This window comes from Acuticoccus mangrovi (assembly GCF_016411865.1).
Taxonomy (GTDB): domain Bacteria; phylum Pseudomonadota; class Alphaproteobacteria; order Rhizobiales; family Amorphaceae; genus Acuticoccus; species Acuticoccus mangrovi.
In genome coordinates this window covers 15,587-37,485 of record NZ_JAEKJA010000006.1, presented here as the reverse complement: position 1 = coordinate 37,485, position 21,899 = coordinate 15,587, and the positions used below count along the sequence as shown (strand labels likewise).

Annotated in this window: 18 protein-coding genes; 3 read left to right on the top strand and 15 right to left on the bottom strand. The window is 69.0% G+C overall.

Features of this window, described 5'->3' with window-relative positions:
- Positions 1–6 precede the first annotated feature (6 nt).
- The 4 genes from JCR33_RS08210 to JCR33_RS08195 form a co-directional block, all read right to left on the bottom strand.
- Positions 7–705 (bottom strand): response regulator, encoded by a 699-nt coding sequence (locus JCR33_RS08210; protein ID WP_198881569.1) that lies wholly within the window; start codon positions 703–705, stop codon positions 7–9.
- Between the two features lie 231 nt (positions 706–936).
- Positions 937–1,845: an AEC family transporter gene (locus JCR33_RS08205; protein WP_332461146.1), complete on the bottom strand. Its 909-nt coding sequence runs from the start codon at positions 1,843–1,845 to the stop codon at positions 937–939.
- 12 nt (positions 1,846–1,857) lie between these two features.
- Complete coding sequence (locus tag JCR33_RS08200) at positions 1,858–3,156, bottom strand: MFS transporter (RefSeq protein WP_198881568.1); 1,299 nt, start codon at positions 3,154–3,156, stop codon at positions 1,858–1,860.
- Positions 3,157–3,647: 491 nt separating this feature from the next.
- Positions 3,648–4,028 carry a winged helix-turn-helix transcriptional regulator gene (locus JCR33_RS08195; RefSeq protein WP_198881567.1) on the bottom strand — a complete coding sequence of 127 codons (381 nt, stop codon included), beginning with the start codon at positions 4,026–4,028 and terminating at the stop codon, positions 3,648–3,650.
- Positions 4,029–4,129: 101 nt separating this feature from the next.
- Here JCR33_RS08195 and JCR33_RS08190 point away from each other — a divergent pair, with 101 nt between their 5' ends.
- Positions 4,130–4,873 (top strand): SDR family NAD(P)-dependent oxidoreductase, encoded by a 744-nt coding sequence (locus tag JCR33_RS08190; protein WP_198881566.1) that lies wholly within the window; start codon positions 4,130–4,132, stop codon positions 4,871–4,873.
- Positions 4,874–4,916: 43 nt separating this feature from the next.
- On the opposite strand, the gene JCR33_RS08185 is transcribed toward JCR33_RS08190, so the two are convergent.
- Positions 4,917–5,477 (bottom strand): carboxymuconolactone decarboxylase family protein, encoded by a 561-nt coding sequence (locus tag JCR33_RS08185; RefSeq protein WP_198881565.1) that lies wholly within the window; start codon positions 5,475–5,477, stop codon positions 4,917–4,919.
- 823 nt (positions 5,478–6,300) lie between these two features.
- On the opposite strand from JCR33_RS08185, the gene JCR33_RS08180 reads away from it, so the two are divergent.
- The gene (locus JCR33_RS08180) at positions 6,301–7,194 is read left to right on the top strand and encodes an NAD(P)-dependent oxidoreductase (RefSeq protein WP_198881564.1); all 894 of its coding nucleotides are present in this window, start codon (positions 6,301–6,303) and stop codon (positions 7,192–7,194) included.
- Between the two features lie 25 nt (positions 7,195–7,219).
- Here the strand turns inward: JCR33_RS08180 and JCR33_RS08175 are convergent, their stop codons facing one another.
- The 6 genes from JCR33_RS08175 to JCR33_RS08150 form a co-directional block, all read right to left on the bottom strand.
- Positions 7,220–7,999: an AraC family transcriptional regulator gene (locus tag JCR33_RS08175; RefSeq protein WP_198881563.1), complete on the bottom strand. Its 780-nt coding sequence runs from the start codon at positions 7,997–7,999 to the stop codon at positions 7,220–7,222.
- A 173-nt stretch (positions 8,000–8,172) separates the two neighbouring features.
- The gene (locus JCR33_RS08170) at positions 8,173–9,540 is read right to left on the bottom strand and encodes an ATP-binding protein (RefSeq protein ID WP_198881562.1); all 1,368 of its coding nucleotides are present in this window, start codon (positions 9,538–9,540) and stop codon (positions 8,173–8,175) included.
- Complete coding sequence (locus tag JCR33_RS08165) at positions 9,537–12,632, bottom strand: efflux RND transporter permease subunit (RefSeq protein WP_198881561.1); 3,096 nt, start codon at positions 12,630–12,632, stop codon at positions 9,537–9,539. The genes JCR33_RS08170 and JCR33_RS08165 overlap by 4 nt, the downstream gene beginning before the upstream one ends.
- Before the next feature lie 2 nt (positions 12,633–12,634).
- Positions 12,635–13,870: an efflux RND transporter periplasmic adaptor subunit gene (locus tag JCR33_RS08160; protein ID WP_198881560.1), complete on the bottom strand. Its 1,236-nt coding sequence runs from the start codon at positions 13,868–13,870 to the stop codon at positions 12,635–12,637.
- Positions 13,871–13,965: 95 nt separating this feature from the next.
- A complete protein-coding gene (locus JCR33_RS08155) occupies positions 13,966–14,829 on the bottom strand; it encodes a MipA/OmpV family protein (protein WP_198881559.1) in 864 nt (287 codons plus the stop codon).
- A gap of 178 nt (positions 14,830–15,007) precedes the next feature.
- Positions 15,008–15,742: a response regulator transcription factor gene (locus tag JCR33_RS08150; protein WP_332461145.1), complete on the bottom strand. Its 735-nt coding sequence runs from the start codon at positions 15,740–15,742 to the stop codon at positions 15,008–15,010.
- Positions 15,743–16,112: 370 nt separating this feature from the next.
- Here JCR33_RS08150 and JCR33_RS08145 point away from each other — a divergent pair, with 370 nt between their 5' ends.
- A complete protein-coding gene (locus JCR33_RS08145) occupies positions 16,113–17,447 on the top strand; it encodes an adenylate/guanylate cyclase domain-containing protein (RefSeq protein ID WP_198881558.1) in 1,335 nt (444 codons plus the stop codon).
- Between the two features lie 102 nt (positions 17,448–17,549).
- Here JCR33_RS08145 and JCR33_RS08140 read toward each other — a convergent pair whose 3' ends face one another.
- From JCR33_RS08140 to JCR33_RS08125, 4 genes are read right to left on the bottom strand one after another with little or no spacing between them, the layout of a single operon-like run.
- On the bottom strand, positions 17,550–18,626 hold the full coding sequence (locus JCR33_RS08140) for an extracellular solute-binding protein (protein WP_198881557.1): 1,077 nt from the start codon (positions 18,624–18,626) through the stop codon (positions 17,550–17,552).
- A gap of 55 nt (positions 18,627–18,681) precedes the next feature.
- Positions 18,682–19,458, bottom strand: a complete 777-nt coding sequence (locus tag JCR33_RS08135; protein WP_198881556.1) for an ABC transporter permease — start codon at positions 19,456–19,458, stop codon at positions 18,682–18,684.
- 9 nt (positions 19,459–19,467) lie between these two features.
- Positions 19,468–20,394: an ABC transporter permease gene (locus JCR33_RS08130; protein WP_211110158.1), complete on the bottom strand. Its 927-nt coding sequence runs from the start codon at positions 20,392–20,394 to the stop codon at positions 19,468–19,470.
- A gap of 8 nt (positions 20,395–20,402) precedes the next feature.
- Entirely contained in the window at positions 20,403–21,566 is a 1,164-nt protein-coding gene (locus tag JCR33_RS08125) for an ABC transporter ATP-binding protein (protein ID WP_198881554.1), read from the bottom strand.
- Between the last annotated feature and the right edge of the window lie 333 nt (positions 21,567–21,899).

Sequence of the window (21,899 nt, the reverse complement as noted above, 5' to 3'; positions counted from 1 at the left end):
CGGCGCTCACCCCTCCACGAAGACGTAGCCCCGACCCCAAACGGTCTGCAGGTAGGTCGGATGGGCGGGATCCGGCTCGATCTTGCGGCGCAGGCGCTTCATGAGGTTGTCGACGCTGCGGTCGTTGAGCCCGGCGTGCTGGCGCAGGCGCGAGATGGCGAGGATCTCCTCGCGCGAGCAGACGAGGCCCGGGTTCGCCAGGAAGTGGCGCAAGACCTGCGCCTCGCTGGGCGTCAGCGTGACGACGCGGCCATCCTCGTGCTTGAGGAGCCGCCCGCCCTCGCCGATGGACCACGGCCCGAGACGGGTCGCCCGCGCCGGCGGCCCATCCCCCGCCCGGCGCCGCAGGAAGGCGCGGATCCGCGCCAGGAGCTCCAGCGGGTTGAAGGGCTTCACGATATAGTCGTCCGCGCCCATCTCGAGCAGCGCGATGCGCTCCGCGTCGCTCTCCAGCGACGACACCATGATGATGCCCGCCCGCTGGGTGGCGGCGATCTCGCGGCACAGCACCTTGCCGCTGACGCCGGGCATCACGATGTCGAGAAGGAACACGTCGAAGGTCTCGTTGGCAACCATCTGGCGCGCCTGCGCCGCCGTCGCCGCGTGGGCGACCGCAAAGCCCCGCTCACGCAGGAACTCCGCCGTCGCCTGCGCGAGAGCCATGTCGTCGTCGACGAAGAGAATCCGGCTCTGGAGAGGCGTCACGAGAGGCGCAATCCTGCTGCAGTACCCCACACCGAGCGATCCGCGGTCCCGGAGCCTCCGCCGTACGCTTTTCGGATACCCCGCAACGCCCCCGCACATCGTCTGCGTAACACACCGGCAACGTTCATCAAGTTCGGGGAGCAACAATAGGGGCGTTCCAAAGGCGCTCCCGCGCGCGCCTTCGTCGGGCCGCTGGGGGATCGGCCGGCGGGGGGCCATCCGTTCCCGGCGTCAGACCAGCGAAAGAAGGTGCCACCACAGCGCGGTGGTGAGCAGCGAAAGCGGAATGCCGAGGCCGATCACGAGGGCCACGAGGTCGCTGTCGAGGTCGTACTCCAGCGCGATGATGGTGGCTCCCAGCATCGGCGGCATCGCCATTTCGAGGATCGTCACGTCGCGCACGGCCGCGGATCCGGCACCGACGAGGGCGAAATAGAGGCCGAGAAGGGCGGCCGGCGCGACCAGCAGGCGGAACACCAGCGCGGCCGTGATCGGGAGCGCCATTCCGGCGAGCCGGTCGAAGCGCAGCGCGCACCCCACGGCGGCGAGCGCGACGGGCGTCATCGTGGCCGACAGCGCGGCGAGGCCGTCGTCGATCAGCGCCGGCCGGCCGAGATGGTTGGTCGCGAGCGCCAGGACGATGGCGATGAACGGCGGAAAGGTGCCGATCCGCCGCAGGATGGCGCCGGCGGAGATGGTGCGCCGGCTGCAGACGGTGGCGACCACCAGACCCACGGTGGAAAGGGCGAGGTAGGAGCCGAACAGATCGATCACCAGGCCGAGCGGCAGCCACTGCGTCCCGGCGAAGGCGGCGATCATGGGCAGTCCCACGAAGGAGGTGTTCCCGAACCCCGCGACGAGCACCAGCCCGCCGACGCGCTGGCGCGACCAGCCCGCGGCGCGGCCCACCACGGCGAACACCACGATGGCGAGCGCGACGCCGATCCACGGCGTAAGCGCGGCGAAGGCCCAGCCCGGATCGAAGGTGATCCCGTGGACGCTGTGGAGCGCCGTCGCCGGCAGGGCCACGTTGATGACCCAGGCGCCGAGCACCTTGGACGCGTTTTCCGGCATGCGTCCCGTGGCGTTCAGCACGACGCCGATCGCGAGGAACATCAGGATGAACGTCAGATGCTCCACGCGGGCGCCGTCTCAGCCGGGTGCCGGCTTGGGCCCCGGCACACGCAGGAAGAACACCGCCACGACGAGCGAGACCGCGGAGGTGGCCAGGATGTAGTAGGCCGGCATGTAGTCGTCGGCCGTGCGGGCGATCAGATAGGCGGCCACGATCGGCGCCGTCCCGCCGAAGAGGGCCAGCGTGACGTTGTAGCCGATCGACAGCACCGTCACGCGGGTGCGGGTGCTCGCGATCTCCGTCATGATCACCGGCGCGACGCCGGCGGTGATGCCGACGATCAGCGCGAAGCCGGCCTGCGCCGCCACCACGCGGATGGGCTCGGCCGTGTGCATCAGCGCCCAGAGCGGCACGCACAAGAGCACCATCAGCGCGAACCCGGTGATCAGAACCGGCCGCCGTGCGCGGATCCGGTCCGACAGCGCGCCCGACAGGAAGGGCACGACGAAGAGGATGCACAGCGCAATCGTGTTGATGTCCATCGCCATGGTGGTGGACACATGAAGGCGCTCCTGAAGGAACGTCGCCGCGTAGACGAACAGGATGTAGAACGGCACCGCCGACGCCCCGAGGGCGATGGCGCCGACCTTCAGGATCTCGCGCCAGGAATGGCGAAAGGCGTGCGGCACCGGATGCTGCACCGGCTCCCCGTGCGAGGGTCCCGGCGCGTCGCTCACCGACCGGCGCAAGACGAGCGCGGCGATGACGATCAACAGCCCGCAGAGGAACGGCAGGCGCCACAGGCCGGCCTTGATGGTGGCTTCGTCGAACATGGTGGACAGGAGGGCGACCGCGAGCGAACCGAGGAGGAAGCCGCCGATCGCGCCGCCGGTGATCCAGGCGCAGAAGAAGCCCCGGCGGGCGGGCGGCGCGTGCTCGGCCACGAACACGGTCGATCCGGTATATTCGCCACCGACCGACAGGCCCTGCAGGATGCGCAGGACCACGAGCAGCGCCCCCGCGATCGGCCCCACGGTCTGGAACGTCGGCAGCAGCGCGATCGAAACGGTCGACAGCCCCATCATCAGGACCGAGGCGACGAGCATCGGCTTGCGCCCGAAGTGATCGCCGAGGTGGCCGAAGATCATCGCCCCGATCGGGCGCGCCAAGTATCCGGCGGCGAACGCCCCATATACGGCGAGAATCGCGCTGAGCGGATCCGTGGACGGAAAGAACAACGGCGCGATCATCGGCGCCATATACCCGTAGACGGCAAAGTCGAACCACTCGAGGACGTTGCCGGCCGCCCCGGCCCCCGCGGCGCGCACGATGACGCCGTTCGCTGCGGTGGGGGCGTGCCCGGCCACTTCCGTCATGTCGTCCCGCCGGGCGCGGACGGCGCGCCATGGGGTCGGCCAATGGCGCCAAAGCGCTGGCCGGAGCCGCCGGCGCGCGACTGCGAGCCCTCCGGCCGAAGACACGGATCGAGCCTCGACCCGCATACCGTCGCGCCGTTGGGCCGATCGGTCCCGCCCGCTCCCACCATCCAAGTCGCCCTCACAACGTCACCCCGCGGCATGGTTCCGGGTGGTGACCCATGGCGATCTTCAACCAAATTCAGCCCGAAAAGTGAAAAATATTGTATCAAATTCCCAATACGCTTGGCGACTATTCAAAGAGCGACGCGGGATTGGCCTGAAAACCTAGTGCGCGTGGATAGTGCGCGTGGATGGAGCCGGACCCGACACCGCTCGGCTCCGACGGAACATCGCGCGCTCGGACCGGCGAGCGCGGCGCGTCACCCCTCCCCTCCGCCCGCAGCCGGCATCACACATCCGCAGAACTCGGCTCGGCGAACGCCCTCGTGTCACCTTGCTCTCGCCGTGGCGGATGGCTCGGGTTCCTCGGCCGGGGTCCGGCGCGCCGCGATCGCGGCGAGATCGTCGGAATGCTGCTCTCCCCATTGGCAGAGCTGCACGAGGGCCCGTGCGAGGCTACGGCCGAAGTCGGTGAGCGAATACTCGACCTTGGGCGGGATCTCGCCGTGATCGCGACGGTGGACGATCCCGTCCGCCTGCAGCTCCTTGAGCTGCTGGATCAGCACCTTGTCGCTGACCTTGCCGACGGCGCGGCGCAGCTCGCCGTAGCGCAGCGTGCCTCGCATGAGGTGATAGAGGATCAGCGGCTTCCACTTGCCGCCCATGACCGACAGAACCGCGTCCAGACCGCAGGTGAACGGACTCGCCATAGCGCACGCTCTCACTTTCTGACGCACTTACCAAATGGTGCATACTGGAATGTTGGGCGACGCCCTCACAGTTCAAGCTCTCCAAACTGAGAGAGCTTGTCATGGGTAAACTCGACCACAAGATCGCCGTCATCACCGGCGCCAACAGCGGGATCGGCCTCGCGACCGCCAAGCGGTTCGTGGCCGAAGGCGCTTACGTCTACATCACCGGCCGCCGGCAGGCGGCGCTCGACGAGGCGGTCGCGGAGATCGGCTCCGCCGTGACGGCCGTCCAGGGCGACGTGTCGCGGCCGGAGGATCTCGACCGCCTGTTCGACACGGTGCGCTCCCAGCACGGGCGGCTCGACGTGCTGTTCGCCAACGCCGGCTCCGGACAATTGGAGCCGCTGGGGCAGATCACGGAAGCCGCCTTCGACCAGGCGTTCGGCGTCAACGTGAAGGGCACCGTCTTCACCGTACAGAAGGCCCTGCCGCTCATGGTGGATGGCGGGTCCATCATCCTCACCGGGTCGACCACCGGGGTGATGGGAACGCCGGCCTTCAGCATCTACAGCGCCACGAAGGCGGCCGTCCGCAACCTCGCGCGCAGCTGGGCTCTGGACCTCAAGGGCACGGGCATTCGCGTGAACGTCCTGTCGCCGGGAGCGACGGCGACGCCGGGACTGCATGGCGTCGCCGAAGTCGGCGGCGACGCGATCTACGACACGCTGATCGCCCAAACGCCCCTGGGACGGATTGCCGATCCCGCCGACGTCGCAGCGGTCGCCCTGTTCCTCGCGTCGCAGGACAGCGCGGTGATGACGGGCAGCGAGGTCTTCGCCGACGGTGGCCTCGCCCAGGTCTGAGCCCCTCCGGCAGCGCCTCGGGTCGCCGACATCTGCTCACCGCTCAGGCCTCGGGCGGCGGGTTCCTCTGAAGCTCCGCCGCAATGTCCTCGTCGATCGGGACGTCGAACGACTTCACGATGAACGCCAGGAACACGTAGTGGGCCACCGTCGCCATGAGGTCGAAGAGGCCTTCGGTGCTCACGAGCTCCACGACGTCCCGCTGCTGGCGCCCCGACAAGGTGCCCCCTGCAAGGAGCGCGTCGACCGCCTCGGCGAGCACCGCGTCCTCCGGCAGCATGGCGTCGAGCGGTCCGCGCAGCGAGGCGATACGGGCGTCGTCGAGACCGCAGGCGCGCCCGCGGACCACGTGGTGCGCCCACTCGTAGGGCGCCTCCATGGCGTGGCCCGTCCGCAAGATGACGACTTCGCTGAACTGCCGGCCGAGCGCAGTCTCCACCACGACGTGATTGCGGAAATCCGACCATGCCCGCACCAACTCGGGACGATGGGCGAGGACGCGATAGACGTTCAACCGCCCGGCGAAGCCGGATCGAAGCTCGGCGATCGCGGCGGGCCATTCGTCATCGTCGAGCGGTGGGTATGATGGCATTGAAGGGGGCATGACGATCAGCCTTCCGGGTCAGAGGTCCGAACGGCGATCGCAGCGGTGCCGGATCGCTGGCGTGCGAGCGGAATGCGCACGCGCCAGCGGCCCTCCGTCCCGCACAGGACGCTGGAGAAGCCGTTCGGAGGCTCGGGGTTTTCGTTCGGGGTGTTGAGCAATACTAAAATCCGCGTCGGATGGGCAGGCAGAGTGTGGCGTGTCGGATGCGTCTGATGCCAAATTTGGAGCGAGGACGGCTGGCGTCCTGAACACGATCGGCCGCAACATGCGCAAGCTGCGCACACAACGGGGCCTGACCCTCCAATCTGAAATCGGGGCGATCCCGCACCACCGCGCCGGAGGGCGGGCCCGGCTCCGCTTCCGCGACGCATCCGTCGGCCTCGCCCAGGCCGGCTGCAACCCCGTGGGGGATGCATCACGCCCGAGCGCTGCGCGGCGTGCCGCCATGACGTCGCGTCACGGTCGGGGGAGTTTCGCACCATGGTGGGCGATGCGCTGGGCGAACAGGAGCTCGCGCGAATAGTCGTCGTCGCTCTCGGTTTCGTCGAGACGATGCGGATCGTCTGCCGCACCGACCCCATCGCCTCGTTGCCGCGCTCATGCCTCGGCAACGCTCGGAGACGACCACGTCGACGCTCCGGGGCTGCAACGCTTCGCGGCATCCGGTGCGCTCCTCTGTCCAACATCTGCGCGATCCGGCATCCCCGCTCGGACGCCGACACCGGATCGCCGCGGCGCGAACCTGCACAAAGCTTCAAGACCCTGCCCCTCTCCCCCGTTCAAGACCCGTGAACCCAAGACAAAAGGAGTTTCCCAGCGGATGGATGATCAGAGGACACTCGGCTTCGTCGGCCTCGGCACGATGGGGCAGCTCATGGCGCTCAACCTGGCGAAGGCCGGCGCGCCGCTGATCGTCTGGAACCGCTCGGCCGAAAAGTGCGAACCCTTGCGCGCCGCGGGCGCCACGGTGGCGGCGAGCCTCGACGAGGTGTTCTCGCACGCCGAGACGGTCATCTTGATGCTTGCCGACGAGGCCGCGGTCGACGCGGTGCTCGCCCGCGGCACCGCGGACTTCGCCGAACGGGTGGCGGGGCGCACGATCGTCCACATGGGGACGGTTTCGCCCGGCTATTCGCAAGGGCTCGAGGCGGACATCCGCGCCGCCGGCGGACGCTATGTCGAGGCGCCGGTGTCGGGATCACGAAAGCCCGCCGAAGCCGGGCAGCTCGTCGCGATGCTCGCGGGCGAGCCGGCGGCGGTGGACGCGGTCCGGCCCCTCCTCGCGCCGCTCTGCCACCAGACGATCGCCTGCGGCCCCGTCCCCAACGGGCTGCTGATGAAGCTCGCGAGCAATGCGCTGCTGCTCCCGACGGTCGTCGCCGTCGCCGAGGCCTTCCACCTTGCCGACCGCTTCGGCCTCGACCGGCAGCTGTTCGCCGAGGTGATCGGCGGCGGACAGCTCGCGAGCCCCATCGCGCGCGTCAAGGCCCAGAAGCTGGCCGCCGGCGACTTCGCCGTTCAGGCCGCCGTGCCCGATGCCTTGAAGAACAACCGCCTCGCCGCCGAAGCCGCGCGAGCGGCGAACGCCGCCTCGCCGCTCCTCGATGTCACCGAGGCGCTCTACGCGGAAACGCTCGCCTTGGGGCTCGGCGATGCCGACCTCGTCGCCGTGTTGCGCGCGATCGAAGCGCGGTCGGCGGTCGGTGGGCGATAACCTTGCGAGCGCATCGGCAGGGGCTTCAAAGGTGGAGCCGTCGCCACTCACCGGGCGAGGTGCCGAAAGCATCGCGGAAGGCGCGGGTCATGTGGCTCTGGTCGGTGAAGCCGGCGGCGAGGGCGGCGTCGGCAAGGCGAGAGCCGCGCCCAATCGCCGACGCCACCAGGTCGAGCCGGCGCAAGGTGATGAAGCGCCGCGGGCTGACGCCGAAGAGCACGCGAAACTGCCGCGCCAGGGTGAACCGATCGATGCCGTGCTCGCGCTCCAGCGCGCCGATCGCGACCCGGTGCGGCACGAGGTCGGCGATCTGATCGCGGATGCGGTGGAGCTTCGCCACGTCGACCCGGCTCAGCCGCCGACGAGGTGCATCCGACATCAGCGCCAGGGCATCGGCGAGAGCGGCAAGCGCCTCGGCGTGGGCGAGATCGTCCTCCTCCCCGGGCCCGAGGGCCAGAACGCCCCGGATGGCCCGCACCAGCACCGGATGCCGCGAGACGGGGGCCGGCACGAACGGCAGGCGGCCGAGATCGCTCGCCGCGAGGATCAGCGCCGGCGACAGATAGGCGATGCGGTAGCTGTAGCCGGCGTCCGTTCCCGGCCTGCCATCGTGCAGCTCGTCCGGGTGGAGCACGAAGACGTCGCCGGCGAGCGCGTGACGGCCGGCGCCGCGATAGCGGAAGCTCTGCACCCCGCCGAGCGTGCAGCCGACGGCATAGGTGTCGTGGCGATGCGGCGAGAACTGGTGGTCGGCAAAGCGCGCCGCCGCAAGCTCGAAGCCGGCTTGGGCCGCCTCGGTCCGCATCCAGTTCTCTTTCGTCGCCGCAAGCATGCTCAAGACCGCAGAGCCGGGGGTCTGTGGCAGCGCCTCGAAAGATGCTCGCGCCGGACGACGCCGGCGCTCCTCGGGGAACCCATGGCGGCGATCCTAGCGACCTTACGCACCGTCGTCATCGGTCTCGGGATTCGCGACCGCTCTCACCCCTCCTCGGACCGCGGCAGCTCGATCTGAGCGCTGAGCCCATGGGGTTCGTTGTCGCCGAGGCGAAGCGTGCCGCCGTGCGCGGCAACGATCTCGGAGACGATCGAGAGGCCGAGGCCGAGCCGCAGCGCCGTGCCGGCGTGGGTGTCGGCCTCCTCCACCGGGCGGGCGGCATCGACCTTGAAGAACGGCTTGACCACGAGGGAGCGCATGTCCTCCGGGATCCCCGGGCCGTCGTCGGAGACCACGATGCGGATCGCCTCGTCGGCGCCGCAAAGGTCGATCCGTGCATGGCTCCCGAACCGCAAGGCGTTGTCGCAGAGGTTGGTGACGGCCCGGCGCAAGGCATTGGGCTTTGCGAGCGCCACGATCCGGTCGGGCCCCTCGTAGACGACGTCGGCGCCCATGTCGGCGAAGTCGGCCTGGATCGTCTGCAACAGGCTTGCGACGTCGATCCGCTCCTTGACCTCTTCCGAAGCGTCGCTGCGCAGATAGTCGAGCGTCTCTTCCACCAGCGCATCGATGTGCCGGATGTCCGACAGCATCTTCGTCTGCAGCTCCCCCTCGTCCAACCGCTCGACCCGCTGCCGCAGCCGCGTCAACGGCGTCCTGAGGTCGTGACTGACGCTGCGCAGCATCCGCGTCCGCGCCTCGATGAGCTCGCGGACCCGGTCGCGCATATCGTTGAGCGCTTGGGTGAGCGTCTGGATCTCCAGCGACCCCCGCTCGATCTCGAAGCTCTCGCCCTCGAGCCCGTTCGCCCGCTTCGCGGCCTCGGAAATGCGGGCGAGCGGACCCAGGAAGGTGCGCCGCGAGTAGCTGCGCAACAGAATGAGGAACACGACGAGGGCGATGACGTAGTAGCTGACCGGCCCGAGGACGTCGTTGGTCAGGATCTGATTGGGAACGCCGGCAACGACGAGGCTCGACCCGGCATCGATCGGGACGATGAGGGTCCAGCGTCCGCCGTCGGAGACGAGCCGGCTGCCCTCCGGAAACGGCTGGTCCTGCGGGAAGAAATCGTGGACGAGGCGGCGGAAGGTGCCTTCCTCCGTCGACCGCTCGACGATCTCCGCCACCTCGGCCGATCGCACGAGAGTGACCTTCGGCTCGACCGCGTTGGCCCAGGAGACGAGGTCGGCGCGCTGATCGGGCGGCGCGGCATGCATGAGCTCCAGGAGGTTGGTGACGCGCTCGGTCACCACGTCGACGTCGGCGAGGCGGAGGAGCTCGCTCTTGCGGATCGCCTCGAGGACGCGACCGCTCACGATCACCGCGACGATTGAAACGCAGACGATGATCGTCATCTGGCCGAGCGCGCTGCGCGGCCTCAGACGGTCGCCGAGGCTGCGCCGGCGCGTCATCCCTCCGGGACCTCGGCTTCATCGCCGCCCGGCTCGGCAGCCGCGTCGACGAGAAAACGGCGGAACCAGGCGGTGCAGGCGGCGCCGAAGTCGGCCATCACGGTGTGGAGCGCCGGCACGACCACGAGCGAGAGGCCGGTCGAGACGAGCAGCCCGCCGATCACCGTGATCGCCATCGGCGCGCGGAAGCCGCCGCCCTCCCCGGTTCCGATCGCCGCAGGCAGCATGCCTGCGATCATCGCCAACGTGGTCATGAGAATGGGCCTCACCCGCTCCGACGCCGCTTCCACCACCGCCTGATGCCGCGGCAGACCGCCCGCCTCCCGCTCGATGGCGAAATCGACGAGCATGATCGCGTTCTTGGTCACAATCCCCATCAGCATCAAGATCCCGATGACGACGGGCAGCGAGACGGCGATCTCGGTGATGAACAGCGCCGCCACGACGCCCGCCACGGAAAGCGGCAGCGTGGCGAGGATCGTGATCGGCGTCAAAGGTCCGCCGAAGAGGAGGATGAGGACGATCATCACCAGCGTCGACCCCGCGGCCATCGCGGTGCCGAAGGCGGCGAACACCTCACCCTCGTTGTCGGAGTCGCCCGTCGCCTGCACCCGCACCCCGGTGGGCAGGGTACGCACGGCCTCGAGGGCATAGACGGCGTCGAGCCCCTGCCCTGCCGTCAGGCCGGGCGGGACGTCGAAGCCGATGTCGATCCGCCGGTTCCGATCCATCCGCTCGATGGTTCCGACATCCATCGAGAACTCGATGTCGGCGACCTGCGACAGGGGCACCGTGCTCCCGTCGTTGGCGGGAATGCGAAGGTCGCCGATCGTCGCGAGATCGTCGCGGGCGCGCTCCTCGAGCTGAACCCGAATGGGAACCCGGCGCGCGTCGTCGACGAAACCCGGAAGATCGGAATCGGAGGCGCCCACGGTGGAGACCCGGACCGTCTCGCCGACGGCGCTCGCCGCGACGCCGGCATCGGCGGCCCGCTCCGGATCGACGCGGATGGTGATGACCGGCCGCTCCAGCAGCGCACCCGCCGTCGGGTTCACCGCGACGTCGGAGCCCGAGAGCGCCGCGAGGATCCGATCGGCCGTATCCTCGACCGCCGCACCGTCGCGCCCGAGGACCGAGAAGGACACGTCCCGCTTGCCGCGGTCGTTGATGGTCTCGAAGCGGATGTCGGGAACCGCGAGGAGGATCGCGGCGACGTCGGCGGTGATCTCGGCCATCGTCCGCACCCGCTCCCCCGCCGGCCCGACATCGAGGATGACCGCCATCCGCTGCGACCCGCGCGCGCCGGTCGCATCGGTGCCGCCCTGGATATAGACCGTGCGCACCTCCGGCACGTCGGCGAGGCGGGCGGAGATGTCCTCGCCGACGCGCTTCGTCTCGGCGAGGGGCGAGCCCGGCGGCAGCTCGATCGACACGGCGAGACGTCCGGTGTCCTCGCTCGGCAGGAACTCGGTGGGGATCGTCGTCGCCAGCGAGAGCGACACGGCGAAGACGCCAAGCGCGGTAGGGATCACGATCCAGCGCCGGCGCACCGCGAGGGCGACGAAGCGCACATAGGCGCGCTGCAAGCGCGACGGCCCCGCCGTCTCGATCGGGTGGGAGCGCATGAGATAGGCCGCGAACACGGGCGTCGCGAGCCGCGCCACGAGCAGCGAGAAGAACACGGCGATCGCGACGGTGAGCCCGAACTGGCGGAAATACTGACCGATCTCGCCGCCCATCAGACCCACCGGCACGAACACGGCGATGATCGTCGCCGAGATGGCGACGACGGCGAGGCCGATCTCGTCCGACGCATCCATCGCCGCATCGTAGGGGGTTTTGCCCATCTGGGCGTGGCGGACGATGTTCTCGATCTCCACGATCGCATCGTCGACGAGAATGCCGGTCACGAGCGTGATCGCGAGGAGGCTCAGCATGTTGAGGGAGAAGCCCAGCGCGTCGATCACCCAGAAGGTGGGGATCGCGGCGAGCGGCAGCGCGATCGCCGCAATCAGCGTCGCCCGCCAGTCCCTCAGGAAGAAGAAGACCACGACGACGGTGAGCACCGCCCCTTCGAGAAGCGTATGCAGCGCCGCGTCGTAGTTGCCGAGCGTGAAGTCGACGCTGTTGTCGACCCGCTCGAACACGAGCCCCGGGTGAGCGGCGGCGATCTCGGTGAGGACACGCGCCACTTCCGCGGCCACCGTCACGTCGCTCGCCCCCCGCGCCGGATAGACCGAGATGCTGACGCCCTCGGCCCCGTCGAGCAGGGCGAAGTCGGTCGGCTCTGCCGACGCGTCCGCCACCGTGCCGAGATCGCCGAGGGTGAGCGGGGGCAGACCGTCGAGCGCGATCGGAATGGCGGCGAGGTCGGCGAGCGTCGTGGTCGTGCCGATCGCGGTGATCGCCCTTTCGCGGCCGTCGGCGGTGGAGCGACCGGCGGGAACGTCGACATGCGTCTGGCGCAGCTGGTCGGTCACCTCCACCGCCGTGATGGCGTAGGCGAAGAGCCGATCGGGGTCGAGGCGGATCTGAACCTCCCGCTCCGCGCCGCCGACCCGTTCGATCTGGCCGATCCCGGCGATGCCCTGCAGTTCGCGAATCACGGTGTCGTCGATGAACCAGGAGAGCGCCGTCGGCGTCATCGCCGCGTTGGCGATGGCGTAGGAGACGACGGCCTGCGCCCCCGCCTCGACCCGTTCGGTAACGGGCTCGTCGGCGCTCGCCGGCAGGTCGGAGCTGATGCGGGCGATGGCGTCCTTCACGTCGGCGACGGCCCGGTCGATCGGCACGCCGAGCTCGAACTCCACCGACGTCTGCGACTCGCCCTCCACCACCGACGACTTCATCTCCTTCACGCCCGTCAGCGTGGCGACCGCATCTTCCACCGGCTTGGTGACGTCCGTCTCCATCTGCGACGGAGCGACCCCCGCATCCTCGATGGTGATCTTCACCTCGGGAACGTCGATGGTCGGGAAGTAGGTGATCGGCAGCGCGCGGAAGCTGATGAGGCCGAGCCCCGTCAGCACGATGAAGAGCAGGGCCGAGGGCATCGGGTTGCGGATCGCCCAGGCGGAGATGTTCCAACGCATGGCTACTCTCCCGCCGCCATCGACACCGCACCGGCGGAGGCGATCCCGGCGAGGCTATCGACGGGCTCGATCCGATCGCCGTCGTCGAGGAAGCGCGCCGACTTGAGGACGACGGTCTCGCCAGCGTCGAGACCCGAGACGATTTCCACCATCTCGCCCGAGCGCAGCCCCGTCGCCACCGCGCGCGGATGCACCACATCCCCCTCGACCACGTAGACCTCCGCCCGACCGTCCTTCGAGATGACCGCCGAGGAGGGAACGAGGACGGCCGCGTGATGGCCGACCACCACCTCCCCGCGTGCGAACGCGCCGATGGGAAGCGGCACGTCGGCCTCGAGCGCGATGCGGACGATCCCCATCCGTCCCGCGCTCGTAAGCTCCGGCTTGATGAGGCGCACGGTGCCGGCGAACGCCTGCCGATAGCCCGGCACGTGAATCTCTGCCGCCGCGCCCTGCCCGATCCGGGCGAGGTCCATCTGGGGAATGCGCCCCTCCATCTCGACGGTGCCGTGATCGGCGATCACGAAGAGGTCGTCGCCGCTGCGGGCGGCCGGCGAGCCGAAATTGATGTTGCGCTGGAGGACGAGCCCGTCGACCGGGGCGCTGACCGTGGTCCAGGCGAGCCGCGTCTCGATATCGCGCCGCTCGCTGAGGAGGATGTCGCGATCGGCCTTGGCGAGGCGCAGGCCGTGACGGGCGGCTTCGAGGGCCGACCCGGTGCTGCGCTCGCTGTAGATCTTCTCCTCCAGCGTCGCGTCGGACACGACCCCTTTGGCGCTCAGCTTGCGGGCCCGCTCCAGATCCGACCGCGACCGCTCGTGCGCCGCTTCGGCATCCTCGATGGCGCTCTGCGCCTGATCGATGGCGGCATTCGCCCGATTGAGCCGGGCCTCGTTCCCCTGCCGCTCGATCTCGATGGTCGTGCCGTCGAGACGGGCGAGGAGATCGCCCTTTGCGACGACGTCCCCCACCTCGGCGGCGAGCTCCACGACCCGAGCGCCGTCGAGCTCGACCCGCACCATGCTGAGACTTCGCGCGACGAGCGTTCCGGTGACGCGCACGCGGCTCGCGATCGCGCCAGTGTCCGCGCGGACGACACTGATCGACGGGAACTTCGTCTCCACGTGGGGATCGGCGGAGGGGCTCGCCGTGCCGGGCCAGAACGCGAAGACCATCACCCCAGCGGCGACGATCAACGGAAAGGCGGCGATCCTGAGCGCGACATTCGACGATGGCATGATGAAAGGCGCTCCACGCGGTTGAGGGCCCAAGGAAGCTGGACGTTCGAAGGAAGCTGCACGTTCGAAGGAGGCGCTCCACGGGGCGCCCCACGTCAGAACCGGTATCCGAGGACCAGCATGGCCGAGGGCTGGAGCTCGTCTTTGACGATCGGGCTGTCGGCCGCGTCGCCGACGAGGAAGCCGAGCCCGGCCTCGCCACGGACGAACCAGTGCTCGTTGAAGGCGACCGTCGCGGTGGCGGTGAGGTCGAGCCGCTTCAGGCCGGCGTCGGGCTTGTAGACAGGGTAGCCCGAGCGGGCCGACTGGCTCCGGTCGACGCCGAAATAGGCCTCCATGTGGTTCTGGTCGGCGAACGTCGCCGACGCGCCGGCGCCGAGACGCAGCCAGGGCCTCACCGCGTAGCTGACGTCGACACCCGCGACGCCGAGGAGCCCGTCGCTGCCGCCCAGCGTCTTCTCGACATCGCCATAGATCGTGACGGCGCCGAAGGCGGCGCTGATCCGGCCTCCGACCGTCGCGCCGAAGTCGACGTCGCCGAGGCCTTCGAGCTCGTCGGCGTCGTCCTCGGTGAGGCCGTCCTCGTAGCCGACCTTGGCGGAAAGGGTGAAGGGACCCGCCTCGTAGAGCTTGCCGACGACGCCGGTGGGGTCGACCGTCACACGGTCGAAGAACGTCATCGAGACATAGGGGATCGGGCTGATGCTGAGATTGTCGCTCCCCTCGTACTCCGGGCTGATTTTGGCGCCGGCGCCGACCACCGTGTCCCAGTCGTGCAGCCGCTGTCTCAGTCGTTGCAGGCGGGACAGCTCCGCGACGTCGTCCTTCGTGTCGTCCTGCAGGGACTGCGAGAAAAGGTCGCTGGCAGAGGCGGTCGGCGGTCCCCATAGCGCGACGGCGAAAAGCGCGCCGATACTGACCGAGCAGCACCGAACAACGTGAGATGACGACGCAATCATTGTGAACTCCGGGGTCGATGAGACGGACCGTCGCAAGCTGCGCTGGCGTCTGGTCGACCCCGGAGATAGCGATCGCGCCACACCGGTTGGGCAAAGTCAGGTTAAGTTATGTTACGGATCACGTACGCTGCCACGGCAGCGACTCCCGTCCCGACGGCGGACGGAGTGGGCGGAGCCTCTAGGCCGGTTCGACCGTCGCGGTGAACAGGTAGCCGCCGAGGCGGACCGTCTTCAGAAGAACCGGCTCGCGGGGGTTCTCCTCGATCTTCTGGCGGATGCGGCTGATGTGTACGTCGACGCTGCGCTCGATCGGCCCCGCAAGGCCGGCGTGGGTATGCCGCAGAAGCTCCTCGCGGCTGAGGATGCGGCCGGGGTTCTGGCAGAACACGTAGAGGAGATCGAACTCGGCCGACGTCATGGCGATCCGCGTCGCCTGGGGATCGTAGACCTGACGGCGCACCGGATCGATCCGCCAGCCGTCGAACCGCAGCGGCGTGTGTCGATCGGACGCCGTCGCCCCATAGGAGGCACGGCGCAACAGGCCCCGGACGCGCGCCACGAGCTCGCGGGTGCTGAAGGGCTTGGTGATGTAGTCGTCGGCGCCGATCTCGATGCCGATGATCCGGTCGACCTCCTCGCCGACCGCCGTCAGCATGATGATCGGAATGGTGTGCTGCGCCCGCAGCCGCCGGCAGATGCTGAACCCGTCCTCGCCGGGCAGCATGATGTCGAGGATCACGAGGTCGAACCGATGGAGGTGCATCAGGGCGTCCATCTGCGGCCCCGACCCGGCGAGCTCGGGCTGCATCCCGCTCTTCGCCAACGCGTCGACGAGCATGCCGCCGATCTCCGGATCGTCCTCAACGACCAGGATGCGCGCTCCGTCGCTCCGATTTGGACTTGCTTCCGACACTCGACCCTCTCCGACCCACCATATGGGACTAGGGCAACGAATCAGCACGCCAGATTTGGATATGTTAAGTCACGTGAACAAGCCGCCGCCGCGGGCGGATCGCCGACCACGCCGCCACTGTTCTCTTCCCCCCGCCGTCGCTGGACTTTCGACGCGCCGTGCGCGCAAACGCCGGGACGGGCCCCGGGTCTGCCCGGCGACCGGCGGGGTCGCCGGGCGCGTGGACCTGTCCCGAGGCCTCGTCTAGAAGGCGAACGCGCCGCGCCGGAGCGACGGACGTACCGGTGAGGCCCTCCTTCCTGTCCGCCTCCACCCGCACCGGCGTCGCCCGCGAGGACACTGCCGGCATCGCCCAGACTGGAACCGCCCGTTGACCGCCGACGACGAGAACGCGCCGACAGACGAGACGAGCGCGGAGGCCTTCCCTGAGGAGGCGTCCTATCCGCTGCTGCGCCGCTTCGTGGTGCTCGTGCTGCCGGTGCTCGCCCTCGCCCTCGTCGGCCTCCTCGTCACCGCGACGATCGCGCTCTCGACGATCGTCGAGCGCGCCTATCAGGCCGAGGCCGGACGGCGGCATGCGCAGATCATCACCTCGGTCGCCGTGCGGGCGCCGGCCGCCTTCGCCGCTCTCTCCGGAGGCGAGGCGCCGACGCCAGGCGAGGCGGCGACGGTGCGCGCGATCCTCGGCGACGTCGCCCGCGAGGCCGGCCTCTCCTGCGCCGCCGTCGCCGCCTCCGACGGCAGCTCGCTCCTCATCGGCGGAGCGAGCTGCCCCGAGCTCGACGAAGGCGAGCGAGGCCGCATCCGGCGCGAGCTGCAAACCTCCGGCACCACGCTGTTTCGCGAGATCGACGACCCCGTCACCTCCTGGCTCGTCGCGAGCGTGCCCTCACACGACGCCGAGCATCCGATCGTCGTCGCCACGCTGGTGGACGCCGCCGCGCAGAAGCACGTGATCGGCGCGAGCACCGTTGCCTGGGTCGGCGGGCTCGCCACCATCTTCGCGGCCGCACTGGGGCTCGCGATCGTCCTCGTCGGCCGGGCGCAGCGGGAGATCGACCGGCGGACCGAAGCCCTCAACAGCGCCCACGCGGCGCTCGCGCGGTTCGTGTCGCGCCACGTCCGGGCGAGCGCGCGCGGCGGGGCGCACGCCCGACGCTGCGAGACGACCGTGCTCTTCATGGACATTCGCGACTTCTCGAGCTTCGCCGACATCGTCGCCCCGGAAGAGGCGGCAGCACTCGTCAAGACGGTCGGCGAGATCGGCTTTTCCGCCATCCTCAAGCAGGGCGGCGACGTCGACCGTCTGATCGGCGACGGCTTCGTCGCCCGTTTCGACGGGCCTCATCGCGACGAGCGGGCGTTCGCCGCGGCCGAGGAGATCCTCGCCCGCATCGCGCACGCCCGCACGCCGCGCGGGGTCGGCATCGGCCTCATCGACGGCGAGGTGATCGAGGCGACTATCGTCGCCGGCGATCGGGCCGACGCCACCATCCTCGGCCGCACCGTCAATCTCGGTGCGCGGCTGTGCTCGGCTGCGGGAGCGGGCGAGATCGTCGCGACGGCCACGATGCCCGCACCCGTCTCGCGTGCCCTCGCCGTAATCGGCACCGAGACGCTTCCCCTCAAGGGCCACCGCAACCCGCCCTGCATCCGCCGCTACACCCTGAGCCCGCCCCCCGCCACGCCGGCTCCGGCGGCCTGAGCTCGCGCGCGGCAGGCCATCCGGCATGGGCGGGGCACGAAAAAAGGCGGCCGGGACGCGCCGGCCGCCTTCGTTTCGTCATCCGCCCGCGGCGTTGCGGCGTCAGCGGCTCTCCACCTCGCGGGCCCACCGCTCCGTCCAGGCCGGGCGGTTGCGCTGCACGGCGATCTGATCGGAGACGTGGGTGCGGTCGAGCATCGTCGGGTCGCTCATCGGCACGGCCGAGTTGACCGGCAACGGGTTCAACGTGAGCGCGTGGCGCTGCTGGCGCTCGGTCAGGAGCAGCTCCAGGAACTTGTGCGCCGCGGCGACCGCCTCCGGCGGACGGCCCTTCGGGATGGCCGCCATGAAGCGATGGCCCCAGACCCCTTCGGTGGGCGCGACGAACTCGATCGGCACCCCTTCCGCCGCCATGCCGACGACGCGCTGATAGACCCAGATCCCCGCGACGCTCGCGCCCTGCTGGACGAGCTGGGGCGTTTCGCCGGCCGCGTCGACGGTGAGCGCGTGGCTCGCGATCTTCGCGGCGAGCTCGAAGCCGGGGTCCATGTCGTCCGGCACGCTGCCCCCGCCGACGGCGGTCAACGCCATCAGCGAGTTGAGGCCGATGCTGTTGTTGATGCTGATCATCGAGATCTTCTTATCGAGCTCCGGCCGGAGGAGATCGAGCCAGGAGGTGGGCGGCTCCCAGCCGTTCTCCTCGAAGATCTTGGTGTTGTAGAAGAGCCCCGCCGCGGAGAAGCCGTAGGCGATGCCGTCGTCGAACTCGAGGGCGGCCGGGGTGATCGTCGAGAGATCGCCGAGCTTCGACCGGTCGAGCGTTTCCCAGAGCCCGGCGGCGCTCCCCTGCACGAACGGGCCCTCGTCGAGAAGCACGAGGTCGATCTGCGGGTTGTTGCGCTGCGACATCACCTTGGCGAGGTTCTGGGAGGAGAGGCCCGGCGACCACACCACGGTGAGGCCGGTCTCCTTCTCGAACTCCGGGATCAGCGATTCGCGCCACATGCTGAGGTAGGGATCGCCGTTGGCGGCCACCACGAAGTCCTCGGCCGCGGCGCGGTCCGAGATCGCCAGAGCCGGCAACGCGGCGAGGGCGAGAGCGGCGGCGAAGGTTCGCAGTCGTTTTCGGCCCGCGCCCCGGTCACCTGAACCGCCGGTCAGCAGAGGGATGCCATTCATAGTCAAAGCCTTCCATCGTATCGTGCAGTGGGGGTGGCCTGAGGACGCGGCAGCCTCATTTGGTGGCGTAGATGATCCGACGCACACCAATGAAACGCTCGATAATCCCCATCAGAAGAAGCGTAAACAGAATGGTCATGCTGCAGATCGCAACAAGCCACGTCTCCACACCTTGCTCGGTGTAGCCGAATATTCGAACCGGAAGCGTCATCGTCTGCGGTGCGGCGAGAAAGATCGAGATGGTGATGTTCTCGAACGAGACGATGAAGACGAACAACGCCCCCGCGATCACCCCGGGCTTGATGCAGGGGATGACGACGGCGAGCACCGTGCGCAGCGGATTGGCGCCGAGGCTCGAGGCGGCGGCCTCGAGATTGCGCGGCAGCGCCGAGAGGCTGTCGGTGATGAGGCGCACCGCATAGGGAATGGTGATCACGAGGTGGCCGAGGACGAGCGTCCACCCCGACGTCGGCACCCGCAGCAGGCTGAAGAACTGCAGGAGCGCGATGCCGATCACGATGCCGGGGAGCATCAGCGGCGACATCACCACCCCGACCGCCCAGTTGCGCACGGGGCCGGTCAGGACGCGCAGCGAGAGCGCCGTCATCAGGGCGATCACGGTGCCGATCGCCGTGACGGTCGCCGACAGCAGGAGGCTGGTGCGGAAGGAGGCGAGGAATTCCTGGCGGTGGAGCGCCTCGACATACCAGTCGATGGTGAAGCCCGACGGCGGGAAGGTGATGAAGCGCAGCTCGCTGAACGAGGCGATGATGATGATGATGTTCGGCAGGAGGATGAAGCCGACCACGCAGTAGGCGATGATGCGGGCCATGACGCTCTCCTAGGGCCGGGGGGCGGGCGCCGCGGGGGCGGCGCGATGGGGCTGGAGACGGATCGCGAGCCGCGTCAGTCCGATGCTGAAGGTGGCGGTGACGCTGAGGAGGATCAGGCAGATCGCGGCCCCGAACGGGCTGTCGAGGGTGAAGAGGATCTGCTGGTAGGCGACCGTCGCGAGCGTCTTCGTCCAGGCCCCGCCGAGGAGCATCGGCGTCACGAAGGAGCTCGCGGTGAGGGCGAAGACGACGATCGAGCCGGAGACGACGCCGTTGATCGAGAGCGGCCAGATGACGTTGCGCAGGGTCTTCCAGCGGCTCGCGCCGAGCGACTCGGCCGCTTTCAGGACCTCCGGCTGGATCGAGCCGAGCCCGTTGTCGATGGCGAGGATCATGAACGGCAGGTGCACGTGGACGAGGCCGAGCACCACGACGACGTGGGAATAGAGGAGCGGTAGCGGCTCGTCGATGAGGCCGAGCCCCATCAGCGTGTTGTTCACGAGCCCCTGCGGCGCCATCACGATCACCCAACCGAAGTTCATCACCACGATGCTGATGAGGATCGGCGACACCGACAGAAGCCGCAGGATCTGGCGCTCGCGCACCCCGGCGCGGGACATGTAGAGCGCCAGCGGATAGGCGAGCACCAAGGTGACGAAGGTGGTCTCGAGCGCCAGCACAACCGTGTCGAACAGGATGCGCAGATAGTAGGCGTCGCTGAAGAAGCGCAGGAACTGATGGAAGCTGTAGCCGTCCTGGAACTGATAGGTCATCAGGTCCATCTGCCGGAACGCGGTGGAGAGCAGCAGCCCGAAAGGGATGACGAGCACCACGAAGAAGAAGGCGGCGAGGCTGACGAAGAGGATCGCCGTGATGATGCGGTCGAGCGTGATCTCGCGCAGGAAGGCAAGGCGCGGCGCGGCCGTCGTCGCCATGGACATCGTCAGCCCTCGTCGTCGGGCAGCACGATGAGGGAGGCGGCCGAGCACCCCACCATCACCTTCTCGCCCGTCTTGTAGGTGTTGGAGAGGTCCGACTCGCTGGACGACACCGCCATCAGCACGCCGATGGGGCTCTCGAGCACGAAGCGATGCTCGCCGCCGAGATAGATCGCGTGCTTGAGCCGCGCCTCCATCAGGTTGTCGGTGGCGAGCCGGCTGCGCGAGACGCGCAGCCGCTCGGCGCGGATGAAGACGCGCGCCTTGGTGCCGGAAGGCATCTCCACACGCGGCGCGAAGGTCAGCTCCTGCGGGCCGATCTGGATCGCCGCCGTGCCGTCGGGGCGGTGCTGCACGGTGCCGTCGAAGGCGTTGCTCTCGCCGAGGAAGCCGGCGACGAACTGCGTCTTCGGGTTCTCGTAGGCGTCGATCGGGCGGGCGATCTGCTCGACGTGGCCGGCGTTGAGCACCGCGACGCGGTCGGCGAGCGCCAGCGCCTCGGCCTGGTCGTGGGTGACGAGGATCGTGGTGATCGACAGCTCGTCGAGGATCTCCAGAAGGTCGGTGCGCATCTGTTCGCGCAGCTTCGCGTCGAGATTGCTGAGCGGCTCGTCGAGAAGCAGGATCTCCGGCTCGATGGCGATCGCCCGCGCGATCGCCGCGCGCTGCTGCTGGCCGCCCGAGAGCTGGTGCGGATATCGGCCGCGGAAGGGCTCGAGCCGTACGAGTTCGATCGCCCGATCGATCGCCGGCTTCGCCTTGGCCTTCGAGACGCGCCGCATCTTGAGACCGAAGTAAACGTTGTCCTCCACCGTGAGGTGGGGAAACAGCGCGTAGTTCTGGAAGACGACGCCGATGTCGCGCCGGTAGGCCGGCCGGCGGGACACGTCGGTGCCGTTGATCCGGACATGGCCGACGGCGTGCTTGTTGAAGCCGGCGATGACGTTGATCAGCGTGGTCTTGCCACAGCCCGACGGCCCGAGCAGCGCGAGCCGCTCGCCGCGGCTCAGCGCGAACGACACGTTGTCGACAGCGCGGAAGCTGCCGTAGTCCATCGTCACGTTGATGACTTCGAGATGGGCCGTGCGTGTCGTCGGCTCCGGCGGCGGCGAGGTCCGGGGCTTGAATGCGTCCTTGAAGGACACCACGGCGTTCGCGTCCGATGCCAAAACTCTCCGCCCCTCCTGCTGGTATCGCCTGGCGTTCCGCGGCGATGGGTGTCCGTTGTGTCGGCGAACCGTCGAAAAACGTAATGACGGTCCGAATGGTGTAACGAAGGGGCTCGACGGTCAACGCTCGAAATCGGGCGTTTCTGTCCAAATTTTGAGCATGATCAATGTCGCACCTCACGGCCGACGACCAGCCCCGCGGCGCGGCCCCCTCACCCCGCCACGTCCGAACTCCGTCTTATCTTCTGGGGTCTTCGCCCGCCCGGTCGACGTGGCCCGCGACCGCCCGACGGCGACGTCGACCGGCCGGATCGGCGGGGCCCGGCGTCGCTG

What these genes read in the sequence shown, in the direction of transcription:
- JCR33_RS08185 (WP_198881565.1), bottom strand. Translation starts at nt 5,477, where the DNA reads ATGCCCCCTTCAATGCCATCATACCCACCGCTCGACGATGACGAATGG.
- JCR33_RS08135 (WP_198881556.1), bottom strand. Translation starts at nt 19,458, where the DNA reads ATGGCCCGCATCATCGCCTACTGCGTGGTCGGCTTCATCCTCCTGCCG.
- JCR33_RS08195 (WP_198881567.1), bottom strand. Translation starts at nt 4,028, where the DNA reads ATGGCGAGTCCGTTCACCTGCGGTCTGGACGCGGTTCTGTCGGTCATG.
- JCR33_RS08160 (WP_198881560.1), bottom strand. Translation starts at nt 13,870, where the DNA reads ATGCCATCGTCGAATGTCGCGCTCAGGATCGCCGCCTTTCCGTTGATC.
- JCR33_RS08175 (WP_198881563.1), bottom strand. Translation starts at nt 7,999, where the DNA reads ATGCGGACCGAGGCGGCCCAAGCCGGCTTCGAGCTTGCGGCGGCGCGC.
- JCR33_RS08130 (WP_211110158.1), bottom strand. Translation starts at nt 20,394, where the DNA reads ATGGCGACGACGGCCGCGCCGCGCCTTGCCTTCCTGCGCGAGATCACG.
- JCR33_RS08140 (WP_198881557.1), bottom strand. Translation starts at nt 18,626, where the DNA reads ATGAATGGCATCCCTCTGCTGACCGGCGGTTCAGGTGACCGGGGCGCG.
- JCR33_RS08200 (WP_198881568.1), bottom strand. Translation starts at nt 3,156, where the DNA reads ATGACGGAAGTGGCCGGGCACGCCCCCACCGCAGCGAACGGCGTCATC.
- JCR33_RS08180 (WP_198881564.1), top strand. Translation starts at nt 6,301, where the DNA reads ATGGATGATCAGAGGACACTCGGCTTCGTCGGCCTCGGCACGATGGGG.
- JCR33_RS08190 (WP_198881566.1), top strand. Translation starts at nt 4,130, where the DNA reads ATGGGTAAACTCGACCACAAGATCGCCGTCATCACCGGCGCCAACAGC.
- JCR33_RS08155 (WP_198881559.1), bottom strand. Translation starts at nt 14,829, where the DNA reads ATGATTGCGTCGTCATCTCACGTTGTTCGGTGCTGCTCGGTCAGTATC.
- JCR33_RS08170 (WP_198881562.1), bottom strand. Translation starts at nt 9,540, where the DNA reads ATGACGCGCCGGCGCAGCCTCGGCGACCGTCTGAGGCCGCGCAGCGCG.
- JCR33_RS08165 (WP_198881561.1), bottom strand. Translation starts at nt 12,632, where the DNA reads ATGCGTTGGAACATCTCCGCCTGGGCGATCCGCAACCCGATGCCCTCG.